Origin of the sequence: Virgibacillus indicus (assembly GCF_002266285.1) — a bacterium.
Classification (GTDB): Bacteria; Bacillota; Bacilli; order Bacillales; family Amphibacillaceae; genus Virgibacillus_K; species Virgibacillus_K indicus.
Map to the genome: position 1 here is coordinate 13,135 of NZ_NPMS01000012.1, position 20,545 is coordinate 33,679.

Consider the following 20,545-nt stretch of genomic DNA (forward strand, 5'->3'; position numbering starts at 1 on the left):
TGATGGAACTGAATGTTAAGCAAATGAAAAGTCTAGCACTGGCATATGTGGGAGATGCGGTATATGAATTGCATGTCCGAGAGTATCTCCTCCATACAGGTCAGGTAAAACCGAACCAGCTTCACCAAAAGGCAATTTCCTTTGTAGCCGGAAAGGCACAAGCATCAATCATATTGCACTTTCTGGATGCAAAACTTCTTACAGAAGAAGAAGAAAGAGTCGTTGCTCGCGGGAGAAATGCCAAGTCTGGTTCGATTCCAAAAAACACGAGTGTGCAAACCTATCGTTACAGTACGGCATTTGAGGCATTAATCGGCTATCATTATCTCCTGGGGAATCAGGAGAGGCTGACAGAATTGCTTGAAGCAGCTGTTCAATTTATAGAAGGGAGGAATGGATAGAATGGATCAGGAATTGATTATCGGAAAGAACCCTGTGATGGAAGCATTGAGAACAGGGAGATCGGTGAACAAGGTTTTTGTATCTGAACAGTTGAATTCAACCGCGCAGGCTAAACTGCATCAGCTGGCCAAACAAGCCGGAACGATTGTGCAAAAGGTACCAAGAAATAAGCTGGATCAGCTTTCAGATGGAAATCATCAAGGAGTGATTGCCTATGTCGCATCCTATGATTATGTATCATTGGAGGAACTGTTCCAGAAAGCGGAAGAAAGAGGCGAAGCTCCCTTTTTTATTATTTTGGACGAGCTTGAGGATCCCCATAATTTGGGATCCATTCTAAGAACTGCTGATGCCGTTGGTGCCCATGGTGTTATTATTCCAAAAAGACGTTCCGTCGGTCTCACAGCAACAGTTGCTAAAACTGCTGCAGGTGCACTGGAGCATATTCCAGTCGCAAGAGTAACCAATATTGCAAATACAATTGATGAATTAAAAGAACGAGATGTTTGGGTGGTTGGAACAGAAGCCGATGCAACAGAGGATTACCGTATGCTGGATGGTAATCTGCCGATAGCCCTCGTGATCGGAAATGAGGGAAAAGGAATAAGCCGGCTGGTTAAGAAAAAATGTGACTGGACCGTAAGTCTGCCGATGAAAGGTCATGTTTCATCCTTAAATGCATCTGTTGCCTGCAGTTTATTGCTTTACGAGGTTTACCGCAAAAGGTCTCCAATTGGTGATTAGGGATGATTGTACTGATAGTGGATGGATATAATGTAATCGGGGCATGGGATGAGCTGAATCAGCTAAAGGAAAAAGACATGGCTCAGGCTCGTGATCGTCTGATTGAGTTGATGGCAGAATATCAGGCATATTCCGGGCAGCGTGTGATTGTCGTTTTTGATGCATATTATGTAAAGGGTATGGCAAGCAAGCTGAAAGCACGCAATGTTGAAGTTATTTATACGAAAGAAAAGGAAACAGCGGATGAGTGCATTGAAAAGCTTGTAGGGAAAATAAAGAATGTACAGACTAAGGTGTATGTGGCGACCTCTGACTATGTGGAACAACGGACGATTTTTGGCCGGGGTGCTTTAAGGAAGTCTTCCAGAGAATTATATATTGAATTAACAGCGATCAAGAAAGAGATTGCCGAAAACATTAGAATCCATAAAAACGAACAGCCCCAAACAAAAATTGTATTGGATGAAGATATACTTAAAACATTTGAAAAATGGAGGCGGGGGGATATGTAAGAGGTCTCCCCGGGCAAACCTCACCGTAATAATAGATGATTTCCCAGGGACAGATCTGCTTCTTTATACTACAATAAATTGTATTTATTTTCCGAACTTGATACAAGATGTAGTAGGTGAAAAGATTTGTCCTTTAATTTATGGGTTTATTTTATGAAATCGCTTTTTTACTGTATTGACGCGGTTCGCAGGCTTATGTATAATGATTTTTAAAGTGACTGCATTGTAGTCAGGGGGTCTTTCTTGGTGAGTGTCAAGCAATTAGAGGGAGAAAATGACAGCTTAAGCATTCTTGATGATGATGAATTACTAAGTCTGATTCATCAGGGTAACAGCCATGCGCTCGATTTCTTAATACATAAATACAGGAACTTTGTCCGGGCAAAAGCGCGTACTTATTTTCTGATCGGTGCCGACAAAGAGGATATTATTCAGGAAGGGATGATTGGCCTCTACAAAGCGATCCGTGATTATAACGGGGACAAGCTTTCTTCGTTTAAAGGATTTGCGGAGCTGTGTGTAACACGGCAGATTATCACTGCAATCAAAACAGCAACCAGACAAAAGCACATTCCACTGAATTCATATGTTTCACTGGATAAACCAATCTATGATGAAGAATCTGACCGCACTTTATTGGATGTTATTGCAGGATCCAAAGCAATTGACCCACAGGAATTATTAGTTAACCGTGAGAAATTCGGAGATATGGAATTGAAGTTATCTGAATTATTGAGCGAATTAGAAAAGAAAGTTCTCCACTTATACCTTGATGGCCGCACCTATCAGGAGATTTCCGTCGAATTAAAGCGGCATGTCAAATCGATTGATAATGCACTTCAGCGTGTTAAACGCAAGCTTGAACAGCTGATGGAGGCAAATGAAGTGAGTTACTGACCAGTGTGCCAATGCACGGATAACGTTGACACACGAGTCAAGTCATGCTACATTTATTTAAGCAAAACCCTTTTGAGCGGGGTGTTAAAATGAGTAAGAAGATCACATTAGCGTGCGCCGTTTGTTCCAGCAGAAACTATGCTACGACAAAAAATGTATCCACAAATCCGGCAAGAATGGAAGTTAAAAAATACTGCAAAACCTGTGGGGAACATACACTGCACCGTGAGACAAAATAGATTGCGTATTTTTGCGAGTTGGGGGTACAAGCATGTTCAAGTTTTTAAAGAATGTTTCAAGAGAAATGAAGAAGGTCAGCTGGCCGAAAAGCAAGGAATTAACAAGCTATACGATAACAGTACTTGTAACCGTATCATTTGTTGCAATATTTTTCTTTTTAGTTGACCTCGGAATTACGCAGCTTTTAAACTTGCTTTAAAATATTAGTTGAATAATAATACAGTAATTATGCTATAATGGAAAATATAATATTGCTAATTGAAAAAACCCGGATTACCGGGTTTTTTAAATTGGTTAAAATATATGATTGAAAAATTTACTTAAAAATAAAATAAATTAAATAAAATTTACCTAAGGGAGGGAAGGACAAGCACATTGTCCTGTTCGAATGGAAAAAAACTGGTATGTTGTTCATACGTATTCCGGGTATGAAAACAAAGTAAAAATGAATTTGGAAAAACGTGTGGAAACTATGGGGATGGAAGATAAAATCTTCCGAGTGATCGTTCCAGAAGATGAAGAAACTGAAATTAAAAACGGGAAAAAGAAAGTAGTCAAAAAGAAATTCTTCCCTGGCTATGTATTAACAGAAATGGTCATGACTGACGATTCTTGGTACGTTGTGCGAAATACTCCTGGTGTAACAGGGTTTATCGGTTCAAGTGGCGGGGGAACGAAACCAACCCCATTACTTCCTGAGGAAGCAGAAACTGTTTTAAAACGAATGGGTGTAAATGAGTCGACTGTTCAGGTTGATTTCGAACTGAAAGAAAACGTTCGTGTTAAGGATGGCCCGTTTACTGATTTCGCAGGAACCATTGAACATATTGATGCAGATAAACAGAAGCTAAAAGTCCATGTTAATATGTTTGGAAGGGAAACGCCGGTAGAACTTGACTTTTCTCAGGTTGAGAAGATAGATTAAAAAATATTAGACAAAAACTTGCATTTTTTTTTGATTCATGCTAGAATTTTTTTGTTATTCCTGCCCTCAGCCATGAGGTTTGGGAATTAAAATTGAGTGGGAGGGGAGAAACCCCTATTACCACATCACGGACTTTAAGGAGGTGTGTCTCGTGGCTAAAAAAGTAATCAAGTTAGTGAAATTACAAATTCCAGCTGGAAAAGCAAATCCAGCACCGCCAGTAGGACCGGCACTAGGTCAAGCGGGTGTTAATATCATGGGATTCTGTAAAGAATTTAACGCACGTACGCAAGAACAAGCGGGTATGATAATTCCAGTTGAAATTACGGTATTTGAAGACCGTTCATTTACATTTATTACTAAAACTCCACCGGCAGCTGTACTGCTGAAAAAAGCAGCGGGTATTGAATCTGCTTCAGGTGAGCCTAATCGTAATAAAGTTGCTACAGTTAAACGCGATAAAGTAAAAGAAATCGCAGAAACTAAAATGCCTGATTTAAATGCCGCTGATGTAGATGCAGCAATGCGCATGGTTGAAGGTACTGCACGCAGCATGGGAATCGCAATTGAAGATTAATCTTCTGATTTAGCGGCGTACATTAGATTGGACGTACCTTGCTGCACAAAAATTTTAATACCGTACTGGTTGCGATTGTTTGCCTACTCGCAACCTTTTTCGTGAATATGATGACCGAATCGGAAATCATAGGTAAGCTTTGTAAAAGCTGATTTTAGCTTTTATAAGTGGGAGGTATTACCGTTATAACCACAATAGAGGAGGAAATAAAATGGCTAAAATAGGTAAAAAACATCAAGAAGCTTTGAAGCTTGTTGATCGTTCAAAAACGTATGAAATAGAAGAAGCTGTTACTTTAGCTAAAGAAACAGCGAGAGCAAACTTTGACGAAACGGTTGAAGCAGCTTTCCGTCTTGGAGTAGATCCAAAGAAAGCAGACCAGCAAATCCGCGGAGCTTTTGTTTTGCCTCACGGTACTGGTAAAACTCAGCGCGTGCTTGTATTCGCAAAAGGCGAAAAAGCAAAAGAAGCTGAAGCAGCTGGAGCAGATTATGTTGGAGAATCAGATTATATCAACCAAATCAACCAAGGGTGGTTTGAGTTTGATGTAATTGTTGCAACTCCGGACATGATGGCTGAAGTTGGTAAGCTTGGCCGAGTGCTTGGACCAAAAGGACTTATGCCAAACCCTAAAACCGGTACAGTTACTTTTGAAGTAGAGAAGGCTGTAAAAGATATAAAAGCCGGTAAAGTAGAATATCGAGTAGACAAACAATCTAATATTCATGTTCCAATTGGAAAAATTTCATTTGATAATGAAAAATTAGTGGAAAATTTTGCAGCTTTAACAGAACAGCTTGTAAAAGTAAAACCACAATCTTCCAAAGGGACTTACATGAAGAATGTTTCTATTTCTTCTACAATGGGACCTGGAATTAAAGTTGACGTATCTGATTATCGTTAATCAGATATTGACTTTTTCAAAAGTCTTAGTTATAATGAATTCCGTTGTATAAAAGAATACGTTGTACCGTAGACAGCAGGAGCGCTTGATGCGCTTAATATATCCTGCCGAGGTGTTTATAAACAGATTGAATGATCGGTAATGATTTTCAATTGATATAAAGAGCCTCCATGTCTAACGTGGGGGCTTTACTTATATGTCTATAATCATAGAGCCATGAGCTGAAACGGTATGATGAATCCTAATAGGAGGTGGAATAATGTCTGGTGTGATTGAGAAAAAGAAACAACTTGTTGAAGAAATTGCTGATAAATTCCGTGCAAGTCAAACAGTTGTTGTTGTTGACTACCGTGGTCTTGATGTTGCGCAAGTAACAGACCTGCGCAAACAGCTGCGTGATGCAGGAATCGAGTTCAAAGTTTACAAAAACACAATGACTCGCCGTGCGGTTGAAGCTGCAGAATTAAGTGAACTGAATGACACATTGGTTGGTCCAACTGCTGTTGCTTTCAGTAATGATGATGTAGTGGCACCTGCCAGAATTATTAATGATTTTGCAAAAGGCAATGATGCACTGGAAATCAAAGGTGGAGTAATAGAAGGCAAAGTAGCAACACTTGAACAAATCAATGAACTTGCAAGCCTTCCGAATTACGAAGGTATGGTTTCAATGCTGCTTAGCGTACTTCAAGCACCAATCCGCAACTTTGCATATGCAACAAAATCTGTTGCAGATCAAAAAGAAGAACAAGGCGCGTAAACGAACGCCTATATATTTAAAATAGAGGTTTAAAAGGAGGATAAAAAGGACCGAGAAGTTCGAGGCGACGTAGCTTTGAGTACCGGAACGTATGCAATTAATACGTGAGGAACGAAAAGCAAGTCAACGAAGAAATTCGAAGTGTCATTTTTACCGGACTTTTTAAACAACTGATAAAAACTAAAATGAAATCAGGAGGAAATATATCATGACTAAAGAACAAATCATTGATGCGATTAAAGAAATGTCAGTACTGGATTTAAACGATCTGGTAAAAGCAATTGAAGAAGAATTTGGAGTAACAGCTGCAGCACCAGTTGCAGTAGCAGGTGGAGCGGGAGCTGGAGAAGCTGCTGAAGAACAAACTGAATTTGATGTAGTACTTACAGGTGCTGGAGCATCAAAAATCAAAGTTGTTAAAGCTGTTCGTGAAATCACTGGTCTTGGTCTTAAAGACGCAAAAGACATGGTTGATAATGCACCAAAAGCAATCAAAGAAGCTGTATCAAAAGAAGAAGCTGAAGAAGTTAAAGAAAAACTTGCAGAAGCTGGCGCTGAAGTAGAAGTTAAATAAATTTATTTTCAATCTGAGCTCGTCGTCCTGCGGCGGGCTCTTTAACACAATTATGTTAACCCCATCCTTGGGGCATTACATATCTTCGCAAATCTATTAAAAAAGTAGGTGCCAAATGTCTGAGCATTACTTTTCGCAAAAACCTCAATCTAAAAGTTCACCCAAGAAATGGAATTATCAATTAAGAGGAAAAGTATATACATTTGCCAGTGATGTTGGTGTTTTTTCTAAAGATGAAGTAGATTTTGGCTCGCGATTACTGATTGAGCAGTTTCGTGCACCTGAAATTGCTGGTGACTTTTTAGACCTTGGATGCGGCTATGGTCCGGTAGGGATTGCACTTGCGGATCATTTTCAGGATCGTATGGTCATGATGGTTGATGTGAATGAACGCGCGCTGTCATTAGCCAAACAAAATGCTGAACACAACCAGGTTGAAAATGTTGAAATCGCAGAAAGTGATGGGTTATCCAATACAGGTAACCGCAAATTCGCTGCAGTTATAACAAATCCGCCGATCCGGGCAGGAAAAAAAGTAGTGCATCGCATGTTTGAAGACTCAAGAGATGCATTAATGGAAAATGGAGAATTATGGGTAGTTATTCAAAAGAAACAAGGAGCCCCATCTGCAAAAGAAAAACTGAAAGAGCTGTTTGGAAATGCAGAAGTTTCTGCAAGGGATAAGGGCTATTTTATATTGAAAGCTACTAAATATTTGACCCCGTAATTTCCTTGTGATAAGATAGGTAAATGCTAACATGGCGATTCTTTTGTCAAGGGGGATTTTCATGGTAAATGAAACGTATATTTAACAGGCTTTCGGGGACAATGGTAAAATCGAGAAAATTAAAGGATGGGGTTTTTTGTCTAAAAGCCTTTTTTCTATTTCATTTTATATGTTGAATCGGTTGCCAATGGGATATGCGAACCTCTCAGGTAAAAGATATTTATAGGGACGCTTGTAATTCTTTCAAATTACAGGTTTGTTCGGTATGTTTGTGAAAATTATAGGGTAATAAGTTATAGTAGGATTCGAAAAGCAGAACTGAAAAGGAACTTTCAGCAATGTTTTTCTTAATATAATAACCACATTAAACAGGTTTATCATCTGTAAAAATGTTTGATTTAAGGGGTGAAGCAGTTGACAGGTCAACTAGTTCAGTATGGACGGCACCGCCAGCGCAGGAGCTATGCGCGCATCAGTGAAGTGTTAGAGTTGCCAAATCTAATCGAAATCCAAACCGCTTCTTATGAATGGTTTATGGAAGAAGGTTTGAAGGAAATGTTTCAGGACATTTCTCCGATTGAAGACTTTACAGGAAACCTATCACTGGAGTTTGTTGATTATAGTTTAGGTGAGTCAAAATATCCTGTAGATGAATCAAAGGAAAGAGACGTCACTTACAATGCTCCGTTACGCGTGAAGGTTCGTTTAATTAATAATGAAACCGGCGAAGTAAAAGAGCAAGAAGTATTCATGGGAGATTTCCCGCTTATGACAGATACAGGAACGTTTATCATTAATGGGGCGGAACGAGTTATCGTTTCCCAGCTTGTACGTTCACCAAGTGTCTATTATAACGAAAAAATCGATAAAAACGGAAAAAGGGGCGTCGCAGCAACTGTTATTCCAAACCGTGGTGCATGGCTGGAATTTGAAACAGATGCGAAGGATGTTGTCTATGTCCGGATTGATCGTACCCGTAAGCTTCCAATTACCGTGCTTTTGCGTGCGCTTGGATTCGGAACAGATCAGGAAATTATCGATTTGCTTGGAGATAATGAATACCTTAAAAATACACTTGAAAAAGACAACACAGAAACTACTGAAAAAGCGTTGCTTGAAATCTATGAGCGCCTGCGCCCTGGAGAACCTCCAACGGTTGAAAATGCAAAGAGCTTATTAGTATCCCGCTTTTTTGATCCAAAACGATACGACCTTGCACATGTTGGTCGTTATAAGATAAATAAGAAACTGCACATTAAAAATCGTTTGTTTAACCAGGTTCTTGCAGAAACAGTTGTTGATTCGGAAACTGGTGAAGTTTTAGCGCAAAAAGGCGATAAGCTGGAGCGTAAACTATTAAATAAACTTATCCCATATTTTGAGAGAGAAGAAGAAAAACTTGGTGAAAGAATGCTTGAGCCACATGATGGGGTTCTTGAAGACCAGATTTCTCTTCAATCCATTAAAATTGTTGACCCAACTGACCCTGCTGGTGAAAGAGAACTCAACGTTATCGGTAACGGCAGTGTGGATAGAAGCATTAAGAATATAACCCCAGCTGATATTTTATCAGCCATCAGCTATTTCTTTAACTTGCTCCACCGTGTTGGTGATACAGATGACATTGATCATCTTGGAAACCGGAGACTCCGCTCTGTTGGAGAATTATTGCAGAATCAATTCCGTATTGGTTTGTCCCGTATGGAACGTGTTGTACGCGAAAGAATGTCTATTCAGGATACTTCCAGTGTAACACCACAGCAATTAATTAATATTCGTCCTGTGATTGCTTCGATAAAAGAGTTCTTTGGAAGCTCACAGCTGTCTCAATTTATGGATCAGACGAATCCATTAGCAGAACTTACACATAAACGCCGTTTATCAGCACTTGGACCTGGTGGTTTAACTCGTGAACGTGCCGGCTTTGAAGTGCGTGATGTTCACTACTCCCATTATGGCCGGATGTGTCCGATTGAAACGCCGGAGGGACCGAACATTGGATTGATAAACTCTTTATCAAGTTTTGCGAGAGTTAATAAATTTGGATTTATTGAAACACCATATCGAAGAATTGATCATGAAACCGGAAAAATAACAGCACACATCGATTATCTGACAGCTGATGAAGAAGATAATTATGTTGTTGCACAGGCAAATGCTCCTTTAACCGAGGAGAAAACCTTTGCCAACGAAGAGGTTATTGCCCGTTTCCGTGGGGAGAACACGATTGTTCCGCGAGAACAGATTGATTATATGGATGTTTCTCCTAAACAGGTTGTTTCAGCGGCAACCGCATGTATTCCATTCTTGGAAAACGATGACTCCAACCGTGCTTTGATGGGTGCAAACATGCAGCGTCAGGCTGTTCCATTGATGAACCCGGAAGCGCCAATTGTTGGTACTGGTATGGAGTATGTTGACGGGAAAGATTCTGGTGCTGCAATTATCTGCCGAGGCGAAGGTATAGTTGAACGTGTAGAGGCAAAAGAAATTCACGTCCGCCGTATATCTGAAGTGGATGGTAAAGAAGTACAGGGCGACGTTGACCGTTATAAAATGCAAAAATATATCCGTTCCAACCAGGGAACGTGCTATAACCAGCGCCCGATCGTAAGCGAGGGTGACCGGGTAACAAAAGGTGAAATCCTTGCAGACGGTCCTTCCATGGAAGACGGAGAGCTTGCATTAGGCCGCAACGTTCTTGTTGGATTCATGACATGGGAAGGCTATAACTATGAAGATGCCATCATCATGAGTGAAAGACTTGTAAAAGACGATGTGTATACATCTATTCATATTGAAGAATACGAATCTGAAGCTCGTGACACGAAGCTTGGACCGGAAGAAATCACAAGAGATATTCCAAACGTTGGGGAGGAAGCATTGAAGAACCTTAACGAACATGGAATCATCCGTGTCGGTGCAGAAGTTACTGATGGTGACATTCTTGTAGGGAAGGTTACTCCAAAAGGGGTTACGGAATTATCAGCAGAAGAACGCCTGCTTCATGCTATCTTTGGTGAAAAAGCACGTGAAGTTAGAGATACATCATTGCGTGTGCCGCATGGTGCCGGAGGAATCGTTCTGGATGTGAAAATTTTCAACCGTGAAGATGGAGATGAGCTTCCACCAGGGGTTAACCAGCTTGTTCGTGCATATATCGTTCAAAAACGTAAAATACACGAGGGAGATAAAATGGCTGGACGTCACGGTAACAAAGGTGTAATCTCGAAAATTTTACCAGAAGAAGATATGCCGTTCATGCCTGATGGCACACCTGTTGATATTATGCTTAACCCGTTGGGTGTTCCATCTCGGATGAATATTGGACAGGTATTTGAGATGCATCTGGGGATGGCAGCGAGACAGCTTGGTATTCATGTTGCATCACCGGTATTTGATGGAGCGACCGAGCAGGATGTTTGGGATACGCTTGAAGAAGCAGGTATGCCTAAAGATGCAAAAACAGTCCTGTATGACGGAAGAACAGGAGAACCATTTGATAACCGTGTGTCAGTTGGAGTTATGTATATGATCAAACTTGCTCACATGGTTGATGATAAATTACACGCACGCTCTACAGGTCCTTATTCACTTGTTACGCAGCAGCCACTTGGCGGTAAAGCACAATTTGGCGGGCAGCGTTTTGGTGAGATGGAGGTTTGGGCACTGGAGGCTTATGGTGCAGCATACACACTTCAGGAAATATTAACTGTTAAATCAGATGATGTTATCGGACGAGTGAAAACGTATGAGTCAATTGTTAAAGGTGACAACGTACCAGAACCTGGTGTACCAGAATCATTTAAGGTGCTGATTAAAGAACTGCAGAGTCTGGGCATGGATGTTAAAATGCTCTCCAGTGATGAAGAGGAAATTGACATGCGTGAACTGGAAGAAGAAGAAACCCAACAGGCAAGCAAGCTTAATTTAGAAGTGGAAGAAAGCTAAAAAGATAATATATGTGTCCGATAGAGATGAAAGGACGAAGGTTCATTCGCCATCGGACACAATTGCTGCAGTCAGGTTGATTTGTCAAAGGGCAACTGATTTCTTCGCTTTAAAAAGCTGCGGGTTGACTTAAAAAGCGTCAGCCCCCAGTTATATATAATGACAGCATATGCTGTGAGCTGTGGAAAAATCGGACACTAAAAGGGAGGTAGGCCCCTTGCTGGATGTAAATAACTTTGAATACATGAAAATTGGTTTGGCTTCACCGGAAAAGATCCGCTCTTGGTCCTATGGTGAGGTAAAAAAACCGGAAACAATTAATTACCGTACATTAAAACCAGAAAAAGATGGGTTGTTCTGTGAACGAATTTTTGGCCCGACTAAGGACTGGGAATGTCATTGCGGGAAATACAAACGGGTCAGATATAAAGGTGTTGTCTGTGATCGATGTGGTGTTGAAGTAACCAAAGCAAAAGTAAGACGTGAACGCATGGGTCATATTGAATTAGCAGCTCCTGTATCACATATTTGGTATTTCAAAGGAATACCAAGCCGTATGGGTCTCGTATTGGATATGTCTCCAAGAGCACTTGAGGAAGTAATTTATTTTGCCGCATATATTGTTACGGAAACCGGGAACACACCTTTGGAGAAAAAGCAGCTTTTATCTGAAAGGGAATACCGGGCATATTATGAAAAATACGGAAAATCCTTTAAAGCTCAAATGGGTGCCGAAGCGATTCGCAAGCTGCTTCAGGATATCGATATTAAAAAAGAAGTAGATGCATTAAAAGAAGAATTGAAAACTGCACAGGGACAACGCAGAACCCGTGCGATTAAACGACTGGAAGTACTCGAATCCTTCCGTAATTCCGGAAATGACACTTCCTGGATGGTGCTTGATGTTCTGCCTGTAATACCACCAGAAATACGCCCAATGGTACAGCTTGATGGCGGCCGTTTTGCGACTTCTGACTTAAACGATTTATACCGTCGCGTGATTAACCGCAATAATCGTCTGAAACGCTTATTGGATCTTGGGGCGCCAAGTATTATCGTACAGAATGAAAAGCGTATGCTGCAGGAAGCGGTGGATGCCCTTATTGATAATGGCCGCCGTGGACGTCCAGTTACCGGTCCAGGAAACAGACCATTAAAATCTCTGTCACATATGCTGAAAGGGAAACAAGGCCGTTTCCGCCAAAACTTACTCGGGAAACGCGTGGATTACTCTGGCCGTTCGGTTATTGTAGTAGGCCCTCATTTGAAAATGTATCAATGTGGTTTGCCGAAAGAAATGGCATTAGAGCTGTTTAAGCCGTTTATTATGAAAGAGCTCGTAGCTAAGGGACTTGCTCATAATATCAAATCAGCTAAACGTAAAATTGAACGTGTACACCCAGATGTTTGGGATGTGCTGGAAGAAGTAATCAAGGAGCACCCTGTCTTGTTAAACCGTGCACCAACTCTGCACAGATTAGGAATTCAGGCATTCGAACCAACACTTGTTGAAGGCCGGGCAATTCGCCTGCACCCACTTGTATGTACGGCATATAATGCTGACTTTGATGGTGACCAAATGGCTGTTCATGTTCCTTTATCTGCAGAAGCACAGGCAGAGGCAAGATTGCTAATGCTGGCTGCACAAAACATTTTGAATCCAAAAGATGGCAAGCCGGTTGTAACACCATCACAGGATATGGTTTTAGGAAACTATTACCTGACACTGGAAAGAGAAGGTGCTATGGGGGAAGGGAAAGTCTTCAAAGACCTTAATGAAGCATTGCTCTCCTATCAAAATGGATATGTGCACCTGCATACGAGAGTTGCAGTCCACGCGTCCAGTGTGAATAACATAACATTTAATGAAAAACAGCATAATCAGCTATTGCTGACTACTGTCGGCAAACTTATTTTTAACGATATTTTGCCGGATTCGTTCCCGTATATCAATGAACCTACAAAAGAAAACCTGGAAGTCAAAACTCCAGAAACGTATTTTGTGGAGAGCGGAACAGATATCAAAGAGGAAATTAAGAAGCGCGATCTTATCAAGCCGTTTAAAAAAGGATTCCTTGGAGATATCATTGCAGAAGTGTTTAAACGATTCAAAATCACAGAAACATCAAAAATGCTTGATAAAATGAAAGACTTAGGCTTCAAGTATTCTACAAAAGCAGGTATGACTGTTGGTATTTCAGATATCGTTGTACTTGCCGAAAAAGAAAAGATACTTGATGAGGCACAGGAAAAGGTTGATAGAGTATCCAAGCAATTCCGCCGCGGGTTAATTACGGACGAAGAACGCTACGACAGAGTTATCGCTATCTGGTCGCAGGCAAAAGATACGATTCAGGAAAAACTGATGAAATCATTGAGTGACAGAAACCCGATATTTATGATGAGTGACTCCGGAGCAAGGGGTAACGCATCTAACTTTACCCAGCTTGCTGGTATGCGTGGTTTAATGGCTAACCCGGCTGGAGAAATCATTGAACTCCCGATTAAATCAAGCTTCCGTGAAGGGTTAACAGTTCTGGAATACTTTATCTCCACGCACGGTGCACGTAAAGGACTTGCTGATACCGCGCTGAAAACTGCAGATTCTGGTTACCTGACACGCCGTCTTGTTGATGTTGCACAGGATGTCATCGTCCGTGAAGCGGATTGTGGAACAGATCGTGGACTGACGGTTTCAGCTTTAATGGATGGAACGGAAATGATCGAACCATTGCTTGACCGTTTGATCGGCCGGACTGCATTCCGTACTGTGAAGCATCCTGAAACAAATGAGGAAATTGTCGGATTTGATGAGCTTATTTCAGAGGATCAGGCAAAACAAATCATTGAAGCAGGAATTGAGGATGTAACAATCCGTTCGGCATTTACTTGTAATACGAAACATGGTGTTTGTCAGAAATGCTATGGACGAAACCTTGCAACAGGTTCTGATGTTGAGGTTGGAGAAGCTGTAGGTATTATTGCAGCCCAATCCATCGGTGAACCAGGTACACAGCTAACCATGCGTACTTTCCATACAGGTGGGGTTGCTGGTGACGATATTACACAGGGTCTGCCGCGTATTCAGGAACTCTTTGAAGCGAGAAATCCAAAAGGGCAGGCAGTTATCAGTGAGATTTACGGTACTGTCCATGAAATAAATGAAGTAAAAGATAAGCAGGAAATCGTCATCCAGGGTGAAGTGGAACAACGAGCATATGCCGTACCATATAATGCTCGTATGAAAGTCACTGTTGGCGATGAAGTAATTGCAGGTCAGGAGCTGACAGAAGGCTCTGTTGACCCAAAAGACCTATTACGTGTTCAAGGTGTCGAAGGTGTTCAGGATTATCTGCTGCGTGAGGTACAACGTGTATACCGCATGCAAGGTGTTGAGATTGGCGATAAGCACGTAGAAGTGATGGTTCGCCAAATGCTGCGGAAAATCCGTGTAACAGATGCTGGGGATACAGATGTTCTCCCAGGATCATTGCTTGAACTGCATCAGTTCAGGGATGCAAACAAAAAAGTATTAACTGATGATTTGCAGCCAGCAATAGGGAAGCCGGTATTGCTTGGTATCACGAAAGCTTCCCTGGAAACTGACTCATTCTTGTCAGCTGCATCCTTCCAGGAGACTACAAGAGTTCTTACAGATGCAGCGATTAAAGGCAAGCGCGATGAACTGCTTGGTCTGAAGGAAAATGTTATTATTGGTAAGCTTGTTCCAGCAGGCACCGGAATGCAGCGCTACCGCACTGTAAAAGGTTCTCTGGATGAGATAGAAGAGATTATTGAAGAAGCGGAAGAAACAGAAACGGTTCAATAACAAAAATAATGCGGAAGCGGCTGCGCCAAGATCAAAGGGGAAGCTCTTTGAGGGTCGGCTGCTTCCTTACCACATTATTTAGAAACAAGTAAATCAATCGAGAGTACTAAAAATATTGCCATTTTGTGTTGACATTAAAAAAAACGGATGGTAGAATATTCAAGGTGCTTCCGATAATGCTTGTTGCTTTGGAGGATATGAGGATGTCTTATGAAAAAGTAACACAAGTTAAGTCAAATGTAATTATCGGAACAAAACAAACGCTTAAAGCCATGAGAAATGGTGAAATAAGTGAAGTGTTTGTTGCTGGTGATGCTGATCAGCATATAACACAAAAGGTAGTTAGTTTAGCGAACGAGTTAGACATACCTTGTTGGCGGGTAGATTCTATGGAGAAGCTGGGTGCTGCCTGCGGTATTGAAGTCGGTGCATCTTCGGTGGCAGTTAAGCGGTAAGCTATTGACAGGATGATTTCTGTTGATGCTTTGTTTTTTGCCAAAAGATGAACCACCTGGATGTGTGGGATTACAAACTGGCTTCCTGGCCTGTACTGTCAGCTTTCATTTTCTAAACGAAACATGTATTTTTTCAGAAGGGAGGATAAATTCAATGCCTACAATTAATCAGCTTGTACGTAAAGGTCGCATAAGCAAACCTAAAAAATATGACTCTCCTGCACTTAACAGAGGGTACAATAGTTTTAAGAAAAAGATTACGAACCAAAACTCACCGCAAAAACGCGGCGTTTGTACTCGTGTTGGTACATTGACACCAAAAAAACCGAACTCTGCACTTCGTAAATATGCACGTGTTCGTTTGTCAAACAACATGGAAGTGACTGCATACATTCCTGGAATTGGACACAATTTACAGGAGCACAGTGTTGTATTGCTTCGTGGAGGCCGTGTGAAAGACTTGCCAGGGGTACGTTATCACATTGTGCGCGGTGCACTTGATACAGCAGGTGTAGAAGGCCGTATGCAAGGCCGTTCTAAATACGGTGCAAAAAAACCTAAAAAATAAGTTTTTAAAATAATATGCCGAAAAACCATTAGTTTTTAAGGCAGCACAGATAAGAAAGGAGGATGACATATGCCACGTAAAGGACCAGTACCTAAGCGCGATGTCTTGCCGGATCCGCTTTATAATTCAAAATTAGTAACTCGTTTAATCAACCAGATCATGATTGATGGTAAGCGGGGTAAAGCACAAAAAATTCTTTATAATGCATTTGAACTTGTTGGCCAAAGAAGCGGACAAAATGCAATGGAAGTTTTTGAACAAGCAATGAAAAATGTAATGCCAGTACTTGAGGTTCGTGCACGCCGAGTTGGTGGTTCAAACTACCAAGTGCCAATGGAGGTTCGTCCAGAACGCCGTCAAGCACTAGGCCTGCGCTATATCGTTAACTACTCACGCCTTCGCGGAGAAAAAACAATGGAAGAACGTCTTGCTAATGAAATCCTGGATGCTTCCAACAACACTGGAGCAGCAGTTAAGAGACGCGAAGAAATGCATAAAATGGCAGAAGCGAATAAAGCATTTGCTCACTATCGCTGGTAAAATAATCAATAGTTTTTTAATAGGAAGGAGAAGAATACATGGCTAGAGAGTTCTCCTTGGAAAAGACGCGTAATATTGGTATTATGGCTCACATTGATGCAGGTAAAACCACTACTACTGAGCGTATTCTTTTCTACACAGGACGCATTCATAAAATTGGTGAAACTCATGAAGGTGCTTCACAGATGGACTGGATGGAGCAGGAGCAAGAACGCGGAATCACAATTACTTCCGCCGCAACTACTGCTGCATGGAATGACCATCGTATAAATATTATTGACACACCTGGACACGTAGACTTCACAGTTGAAGTTGAACGTTCGCTTCGTGTGCTTGATGGAGCAGTAACTGTTCTTGATGCACAATCTGGTGTAGAACCACAAACGGAAACAGTATGGCGCCAGGCTACAACTTATGGTGTGCCAAGAGTTGTATTCATTAACAAAATGGATAAAATCGGTGCAGACTTCCTGTACGCAACAGGTACACTAAAAGAACGTTTAGGCGCTAATGCTCATCCGGTACAGCTGCCAATCGGTGCTGAAGATAATTTTGAAGGTATCATTGATTTGATCAACATGGAAGCACATTTCTATGTGGATGATTTAGGAACGAAAGATGAATCTCGCGAAATTCCTGCAGAATACATGGATAAAGCTCAAGAATTACGTGCTAGTTTAATCGAAGCTGTATCTGAACTTGATGAAGACCTAATGATGAAATTCCTCGAAGGTGAAGAAATCTCCAACGAAGAATTGACTAATGCTATTCGTCAAGCTACATTAAACGTTGAATTATATCCTGTATTTTGCGGATCAGCATTTAAAAACAAAGGTGTACAATTATTGCTTGATGGTGTAATTGAATATCTTCCTGCTCCAACCGACGTTGCTGCAATTGAAGGTATTGTCCCAGGCACTGAAGAAAAAGTTACACGTCCTTCAGATGATAATGCACCATTCTCTGCACTGGCATTTAAAGTAATGACAGATCCATACGTTGGTAAATTAACTTTCTTCCGCGTATACTCTGGAACTTTAGATTCTGGTTCATATGTGAAAAACTCTGTTAAGGATAAACGTGAGCGTGTCGGCCGTATCCTGCAAATGCATGCAAACTCCCGCGAGGAAATTTCAAGAGTTTACTCTGGTGAAATTGCTGCAGCAGTAGGCTTGAAGGATACTTCAACAGGAGACACATTATGTGACGAGAAAGATCTTGTTATTCTGGAATCAATGGAATTCCCAGAACCTGTTATTGGTGTAGCTATTGAACCAAAAACAAAAGCTGACCAAGATAAAATGGGTATTGCTTTGGCTAAATTGGCTGAAGAGGATCCAACATTTAAAACAGAAACAAACGTTGAAACAGGTCAGACAATTATCTCCGGTATGGGTGAACTTCACTTGGATATTATTGTTGATCGTTTAAAACGTGAATTCAAAGTAGAAGCAAATGTAGGTGCGCCGCAAGTAGCGTATCGTGAAACATTCCGTGCTAGTGCTGAAGTCGAAGGTAAATTCGTACGTCAGTCAGGTGGACGCGGGCAATACGGACATGTTTGGGTTAAATTTGAACCAAACGAAGAAGGTGCCGGTTTCGAATTTGAAAACAAAATCGTTGGTGGGGTAGTACCACGTGAATACATTCCTTCAGTAGAAGCAGGTATTAAAGAAGCGACTGAAAATGGTGTGTTGGCTGGTTATCCGCTTATTGACGTAAAAGCAACATTATATGATGGAAGCTACCATGATGTTGACTCGAACGAGATGGCATTTAAAATAGCTGGTTCTATGGCATTAAAAGCAGCGAAAAATAAATGTAATCCTGTTATTCTTGAGCCAATGATGAAAGTTGAAATCGTGATTCCAGAAGAATACATGGGTGACATCATGGGAGACGTCACTTCCCGTCGCGGACGAGTGGAAGGAATGGAAGCTCGTGGTACAGCTCAAGTAGTTAAAGGCTTTGTGCCATTATCTGAAATGTTCGGCTATGCTACAGCATTACGTTCAAACACGCAAGGACGCGGTGTCTTCACAATGTATTTTGACCACTATGAAGAAGTGCCAAAAAGCATCTCTGAAGAAATTATCAAGAAAAATGCTGGTGAATAATTGATTTTTTTGCAAATCTAACGTATAACATTTAGTGAAGGCTAAGAAATAATAGAAATTGTTATTTCTTAGCTGCACATAAATTTATAAAAAACTTTTATTTATTTAAAGGAGGAACTATAAATGGGTAAAGAAAAATTTGATCGCTCAAAAAGTCACGTGAACGTTGGAACTCTTGGACACGTTGACCATGGTAAAACAACTTTAACTGCTGCAATTACAACTGTACTTTCAAAAAGCGGTGGTGGAGAAGCACGTGGTTATGACCAAATTGATGGTGCTCCAGAGGAAAGAGAACGTGGTATCACAATCTCAACTTCCCACGTAGAATATGAAACAGAAACTCGTCACTACGCTCATGTTGACTGCCCAGGTCACGCTGACTATGTTAAAAACATGATCACTGGTGCTGCACAAATGGACGGAGCTATCCTTGTAGTATCTGCAGCTGATGGCCCAATGCCACAAACTCGTGAGCACATTCTTCTTTCACGCAACGTTGGGGTGCCTGCTTTCGTAGTATTCCTTAACAAAACTGATATGGTTGACGATGAAGAGCTGCTAGAATTAGTAGAAATGGAAGTTCGTGATCTATTAACTGAATATGACTTCCCTGGTGATGATGTACCAGTAATCAAAGGTTCTGCTCTTAAAGCACTTGAAGGCGAAGCAGAATACGAAGAAAAAATTCTTGAATTAATGGCTGCAGTTGACGAATATATCCCAACTCCAGAACGCGACAAAGAAAAACCATTCATGATGCCTGTTGAGGACGTATTCTCAATCACTGGCCGTGGAACAGTTGCAACTGGCCGTGTTGAGCGTGGAGAAGTTAAAGTAGGGGATGAAGTTGAAATCATCGGTCTTGCTGAAGCTGCTTCTAAAACTACTGTAACTGGTGTGGAAATGTTCCGTAAGCTTCTTGACTATGCTGAAGCTGGTGATAACATCGGTGCACTACTTCGTGGTGTTGCACGTGAAGATATCAACCGTGGGCAAGTATTGGCTAAGCCTGGTACAATTACTCCACACACTAACTTCAAAGCTGAAGTTTATGTATTGTCAAAAGAAGAAGGTGGACGTCATACTCCATTCTTCGCTAACTACCGTCCGCAGTTCTACTTCCGTACAACTGACGTGACTGGCGTTATTGAACTTCCAGAAGGAACTGAAATGGTAATGCCTGGTGATAACATCGAAATGGCAGTAGAATTAATCTCACCAATCGCTATTGAAGACGGTACTCGTTTCTCAATCCGTGAAGGTGGACGTACTGTTGGATCTGGTGTAGTATCATCAATCCAAAAATAATAAATTTAAATATAAAACGGGCAGCGTGACGACGCTGTCCGTTTTATATTGGTTTTGGAAAAGCTGTTTCCCCCGAGTAGATTTCACCTGATTAATGTGTCCTACGATACATTTCAATCAGAAATCAGCGCTCAAAGGTAACATAGCTCAGTTCTACGAGCCATTATCTAAGGAAACAATCGACCAAACTCATACCTCATAACCTATCCCTATTCAAAAATTAATACAACCATTAAACAAGATAATTTGTATTAGTTTTCTAAAAAGTATCATATACAAATGCAAAATAACATCATTGGATAAGAAACAAATCCATGTGAACAACGCATATTACTATAAAAACTCTCACATATTCCCTAAAACAAACCAAAAATACCAAGTCAGCTATTATCTCTGCAAAAAAACCAAAAAAAATTGCTTCAACCTCTTGCAATCACTGGAGAAAGTAAGTATAATACATAGATGTGCAATCACTATGTCTTTAAAAAAGGTATTGCATTGACTAATGTTTT

At 40.9% G+C, this 20,545-nt stretch carries 19 protein-coding genes and 1 other annotated feature; all 19 genes read left to right on the forward strand.

Annotated elements, in window-relative coordinates; all coding sequences use genetic code 11:
* The first annotated feature begins 2 nt into the window (after positions 1-2).
* Entirely contained in the window at positions 3-401 is a 399-nt protein-coding gene (locus CIL03_RS17575) for a Mini-ribonuclease 3 (protein WP_094887185.1), read from the forward strand.
* 1 nt (position 402) lies between these two features.
* On the forward strand, positions 403-1,146 hold the full coding sequence (gene rlmB, locus CIL03_RS17580; protein WP_094887186.1) for a 23S rRNA (guanosine(2251)-2'-O)-methyltransferase RlmB: 744 nt from the start codon (positions 403-405) through the stop codon (positions 1,144-1,146).
* Between the two features lie 2 nt (positions 1,147-1,148).
* Entirely contained in the window at positions 1,149-1,658 is a 510-nt protein-coding gene (locus CIL03_RS17585) for an NYN domain-containing protein (RefSeq protein WP_094887187.1), read from the forward strand.
* Between the two features lie 246 nt (positions 1,659-1,904).
* Positions 1,905-2,555, forward strand: coding sequence for an RNA polymerase sporulation sigma factor SigH (sigH, locus tag CIL03_RS17590; RefSeq protein WP_094887188.1), 651 nt, complete (start codon positions 1,905-1,907; stop codon positions 2,553-2,555).
* Between the two features lie 89 nt (positions 2,556-2,644).
* Positions 2,645-2,794 (forward strand): 50S ribosomal protein L33, encoded by a 150-nt coding sequence (gene rpmG / locus CIL03_RS17595; protein ID WP_094887189.1) that lies wholly within the window; start codon positions 2,645-2,647, stop codon positions 2,792-2,794.
* A 32-nt stretch (positions 2,795-2,826) separates the two neighbouring features.
* Positions 2,827-2,994: a preprotein translocase subunit SecE gene (secE, locus tag CIL03_RS17600; RefSeq protein ID WP_094887190.1), complete on the forward strand. Its 168-nt coding sequence runs from the start codon at positions 2,827-2,829 to the stop codon at positions 2,992-2,994.
* Positions 2,995-3,183: 189 nt separating this feature from the next.
* Positions 3,184-3,720 (forward strand): transcription termination/antitermination protein NusG, encoded by a 537-nt coding sequence (gene nusG / locus CIL03_RS17605; RefSeq protein WP_094887191.1) that lies wholly within the window; start codon positions 3,184-3,186, stop codon positions 3,718-3,720.
* Between the two features lie 151 nt (positions 3,721-3,871).
* Positions 3,872-4,297 (forward strand): 50S ribosomal protein L11, encoded by a 426-nt coding sequence (gene rplK / locus CIL03_RS17610; RefSeq protein ID WP_165767999.1) that lies wholly within the window; start codon positions 3,872-3,874, stop codon positions 4,295-4,297.
* A gap of 211 nt (positions 4,298-4,508) precedes the next feature.
* The gene (gene rplA / locus CIL03_RS17615; protein WP_094887192.1) at positions 4,509-5,201 is read left to right on the forward strand and encodes a 50S ribosomal protein L1; all 693 of its coding nucleotides are present in this window, start codon (positions 4,509-4,511) and stop codon (positions 5,199-5,201) included.
* 48 nt (positions 5,202-5,249) lie between these two features.
* Positions 5,250-5,403, forward strand: a sequence feature (ribosomal protein L10 leader region).
* Positions 5,404-5,460: 57 nt separating this feature from the next.
* Entirely contained in the window at positions 5,461-5,961 is a 501-nt protein-coding gene (rplJ, locus tag CIL03_RS17620) for a 50S ribosomal protein L10 (protein WP_094887193.1), read from the forward strand.
* A gap of 208 nt (positions 5,962-6,169) precedes the next feature.
* The gene (rplL, locus tag CIL03_RS17625; RefSeq protein WP_094887194.1) at positions 6,170-6,535 is read left to right on the forward strand and encodes a 50S ribosomal protein L7/L12; all 366 of its coding nucleotides are present in this window, start codon (positions 6,170-6,172) and stop codon (positions 6,533-6,535) included.
* Between the two features lie 115 nt (positions 6,536-6,650).
* The gene (locus tag CIL03_RS17630; protein WP_094887195.1) at positions 6,651-7,262 is read left to right on the forward strand and encodes a class I SAM-dependent methyltransferase; all 612 of its coding nucleotides are present in this window, start codon (positions 6,651-6,653) and stop codon (positions 7,260-7,262) included.
* 414 nt (positions 7,263-7,676) lie between these two features.
* A complete protein-coding gene (gene rpoB / locus CIL03_RS17635) occupies positions 7,677-11,213 on the forward strand; it encodes a DNA-directed RNA polymerase subunit beta (protein ID WP_094887196.1) in 3,537 nt (1,178 codons plus the stop codon).
* A gap of 217 nt (positions 11,214-11,430) precedes the next feature.
* Positions 11,431-15,042, forward strand: coding sequence for a DNA-directed RNA polymerase subunit beta' (gene rpoC / locus CIL03_RS17640; RefSeq protein WP_094887197.1), 3,612 nt, complete (start codon positions 11,431-11,433; stop codon positions 15,040-15,042).
* 203 nt (positions 15,043-15,245) lie between these two features.
* Positions 15,246-15,497 (forward strand): 50S ribosomal protein L7ae-like protein, encoded by a 252-nt coding sequence (locus CIL03_RS17645; protein ID WP_094887198.1) that lies wholly within the window; start codon positions 15,246-15,248, stop codon positions 15,495-15,497.
* 154 nt (positions 15,498-15,651) lie between these two features.
* Positions 15,652-16,065, forward strand: a complete 414-nt coding sequence (rpsL, locus tag CIL03_RS17650) for a 30S ribosomal protein S12 (protein WP_094887199.1) — start codon at positions 15,652-15,654, stop codon at positions 16,063-16,065.
* Between the two features lie 69 nt (positions 16,066-16,134).
* Positions 16,135-16,605 carry a 30S ribosomal protein S7 gene (gene rpsG, locus CIL03_RS17655; protein ID WP_094887200.1) on the forward strand — a complete coding sequence of 157 codons (471 nt, stop codon included), beginning with the start codon at positions 16,135-16,137 and terminating at the stop codon, positions 16,603-16,605.
* Between the two features lie 38 nt (positions 16,606-16,643).
* Entirely contained in the window at positions 16,644-18,722 is a 2,079-nt protein-coding gene (fusA, locus tag CIL03_RS17660; RefSeq protein ID WP_094887201.1) for an elongation factor G, read from the forward strand.
* Positions 18,723-18,845: 123 nt separating this feature from the next.
* On the forward strand, positions 18,846-20,033 hold the full coding sequence (tuf, locus tag CIL03_RS17665) for an elongation factor Tu (RefSeq protein WP_094887202.1): 1,188 nt from the start codon (positions 18,846-18,848) through the stop codon (positions 20,031-20,033).
* Positions 20,034-20,545 lie beyond the last annotated feature (512 nt).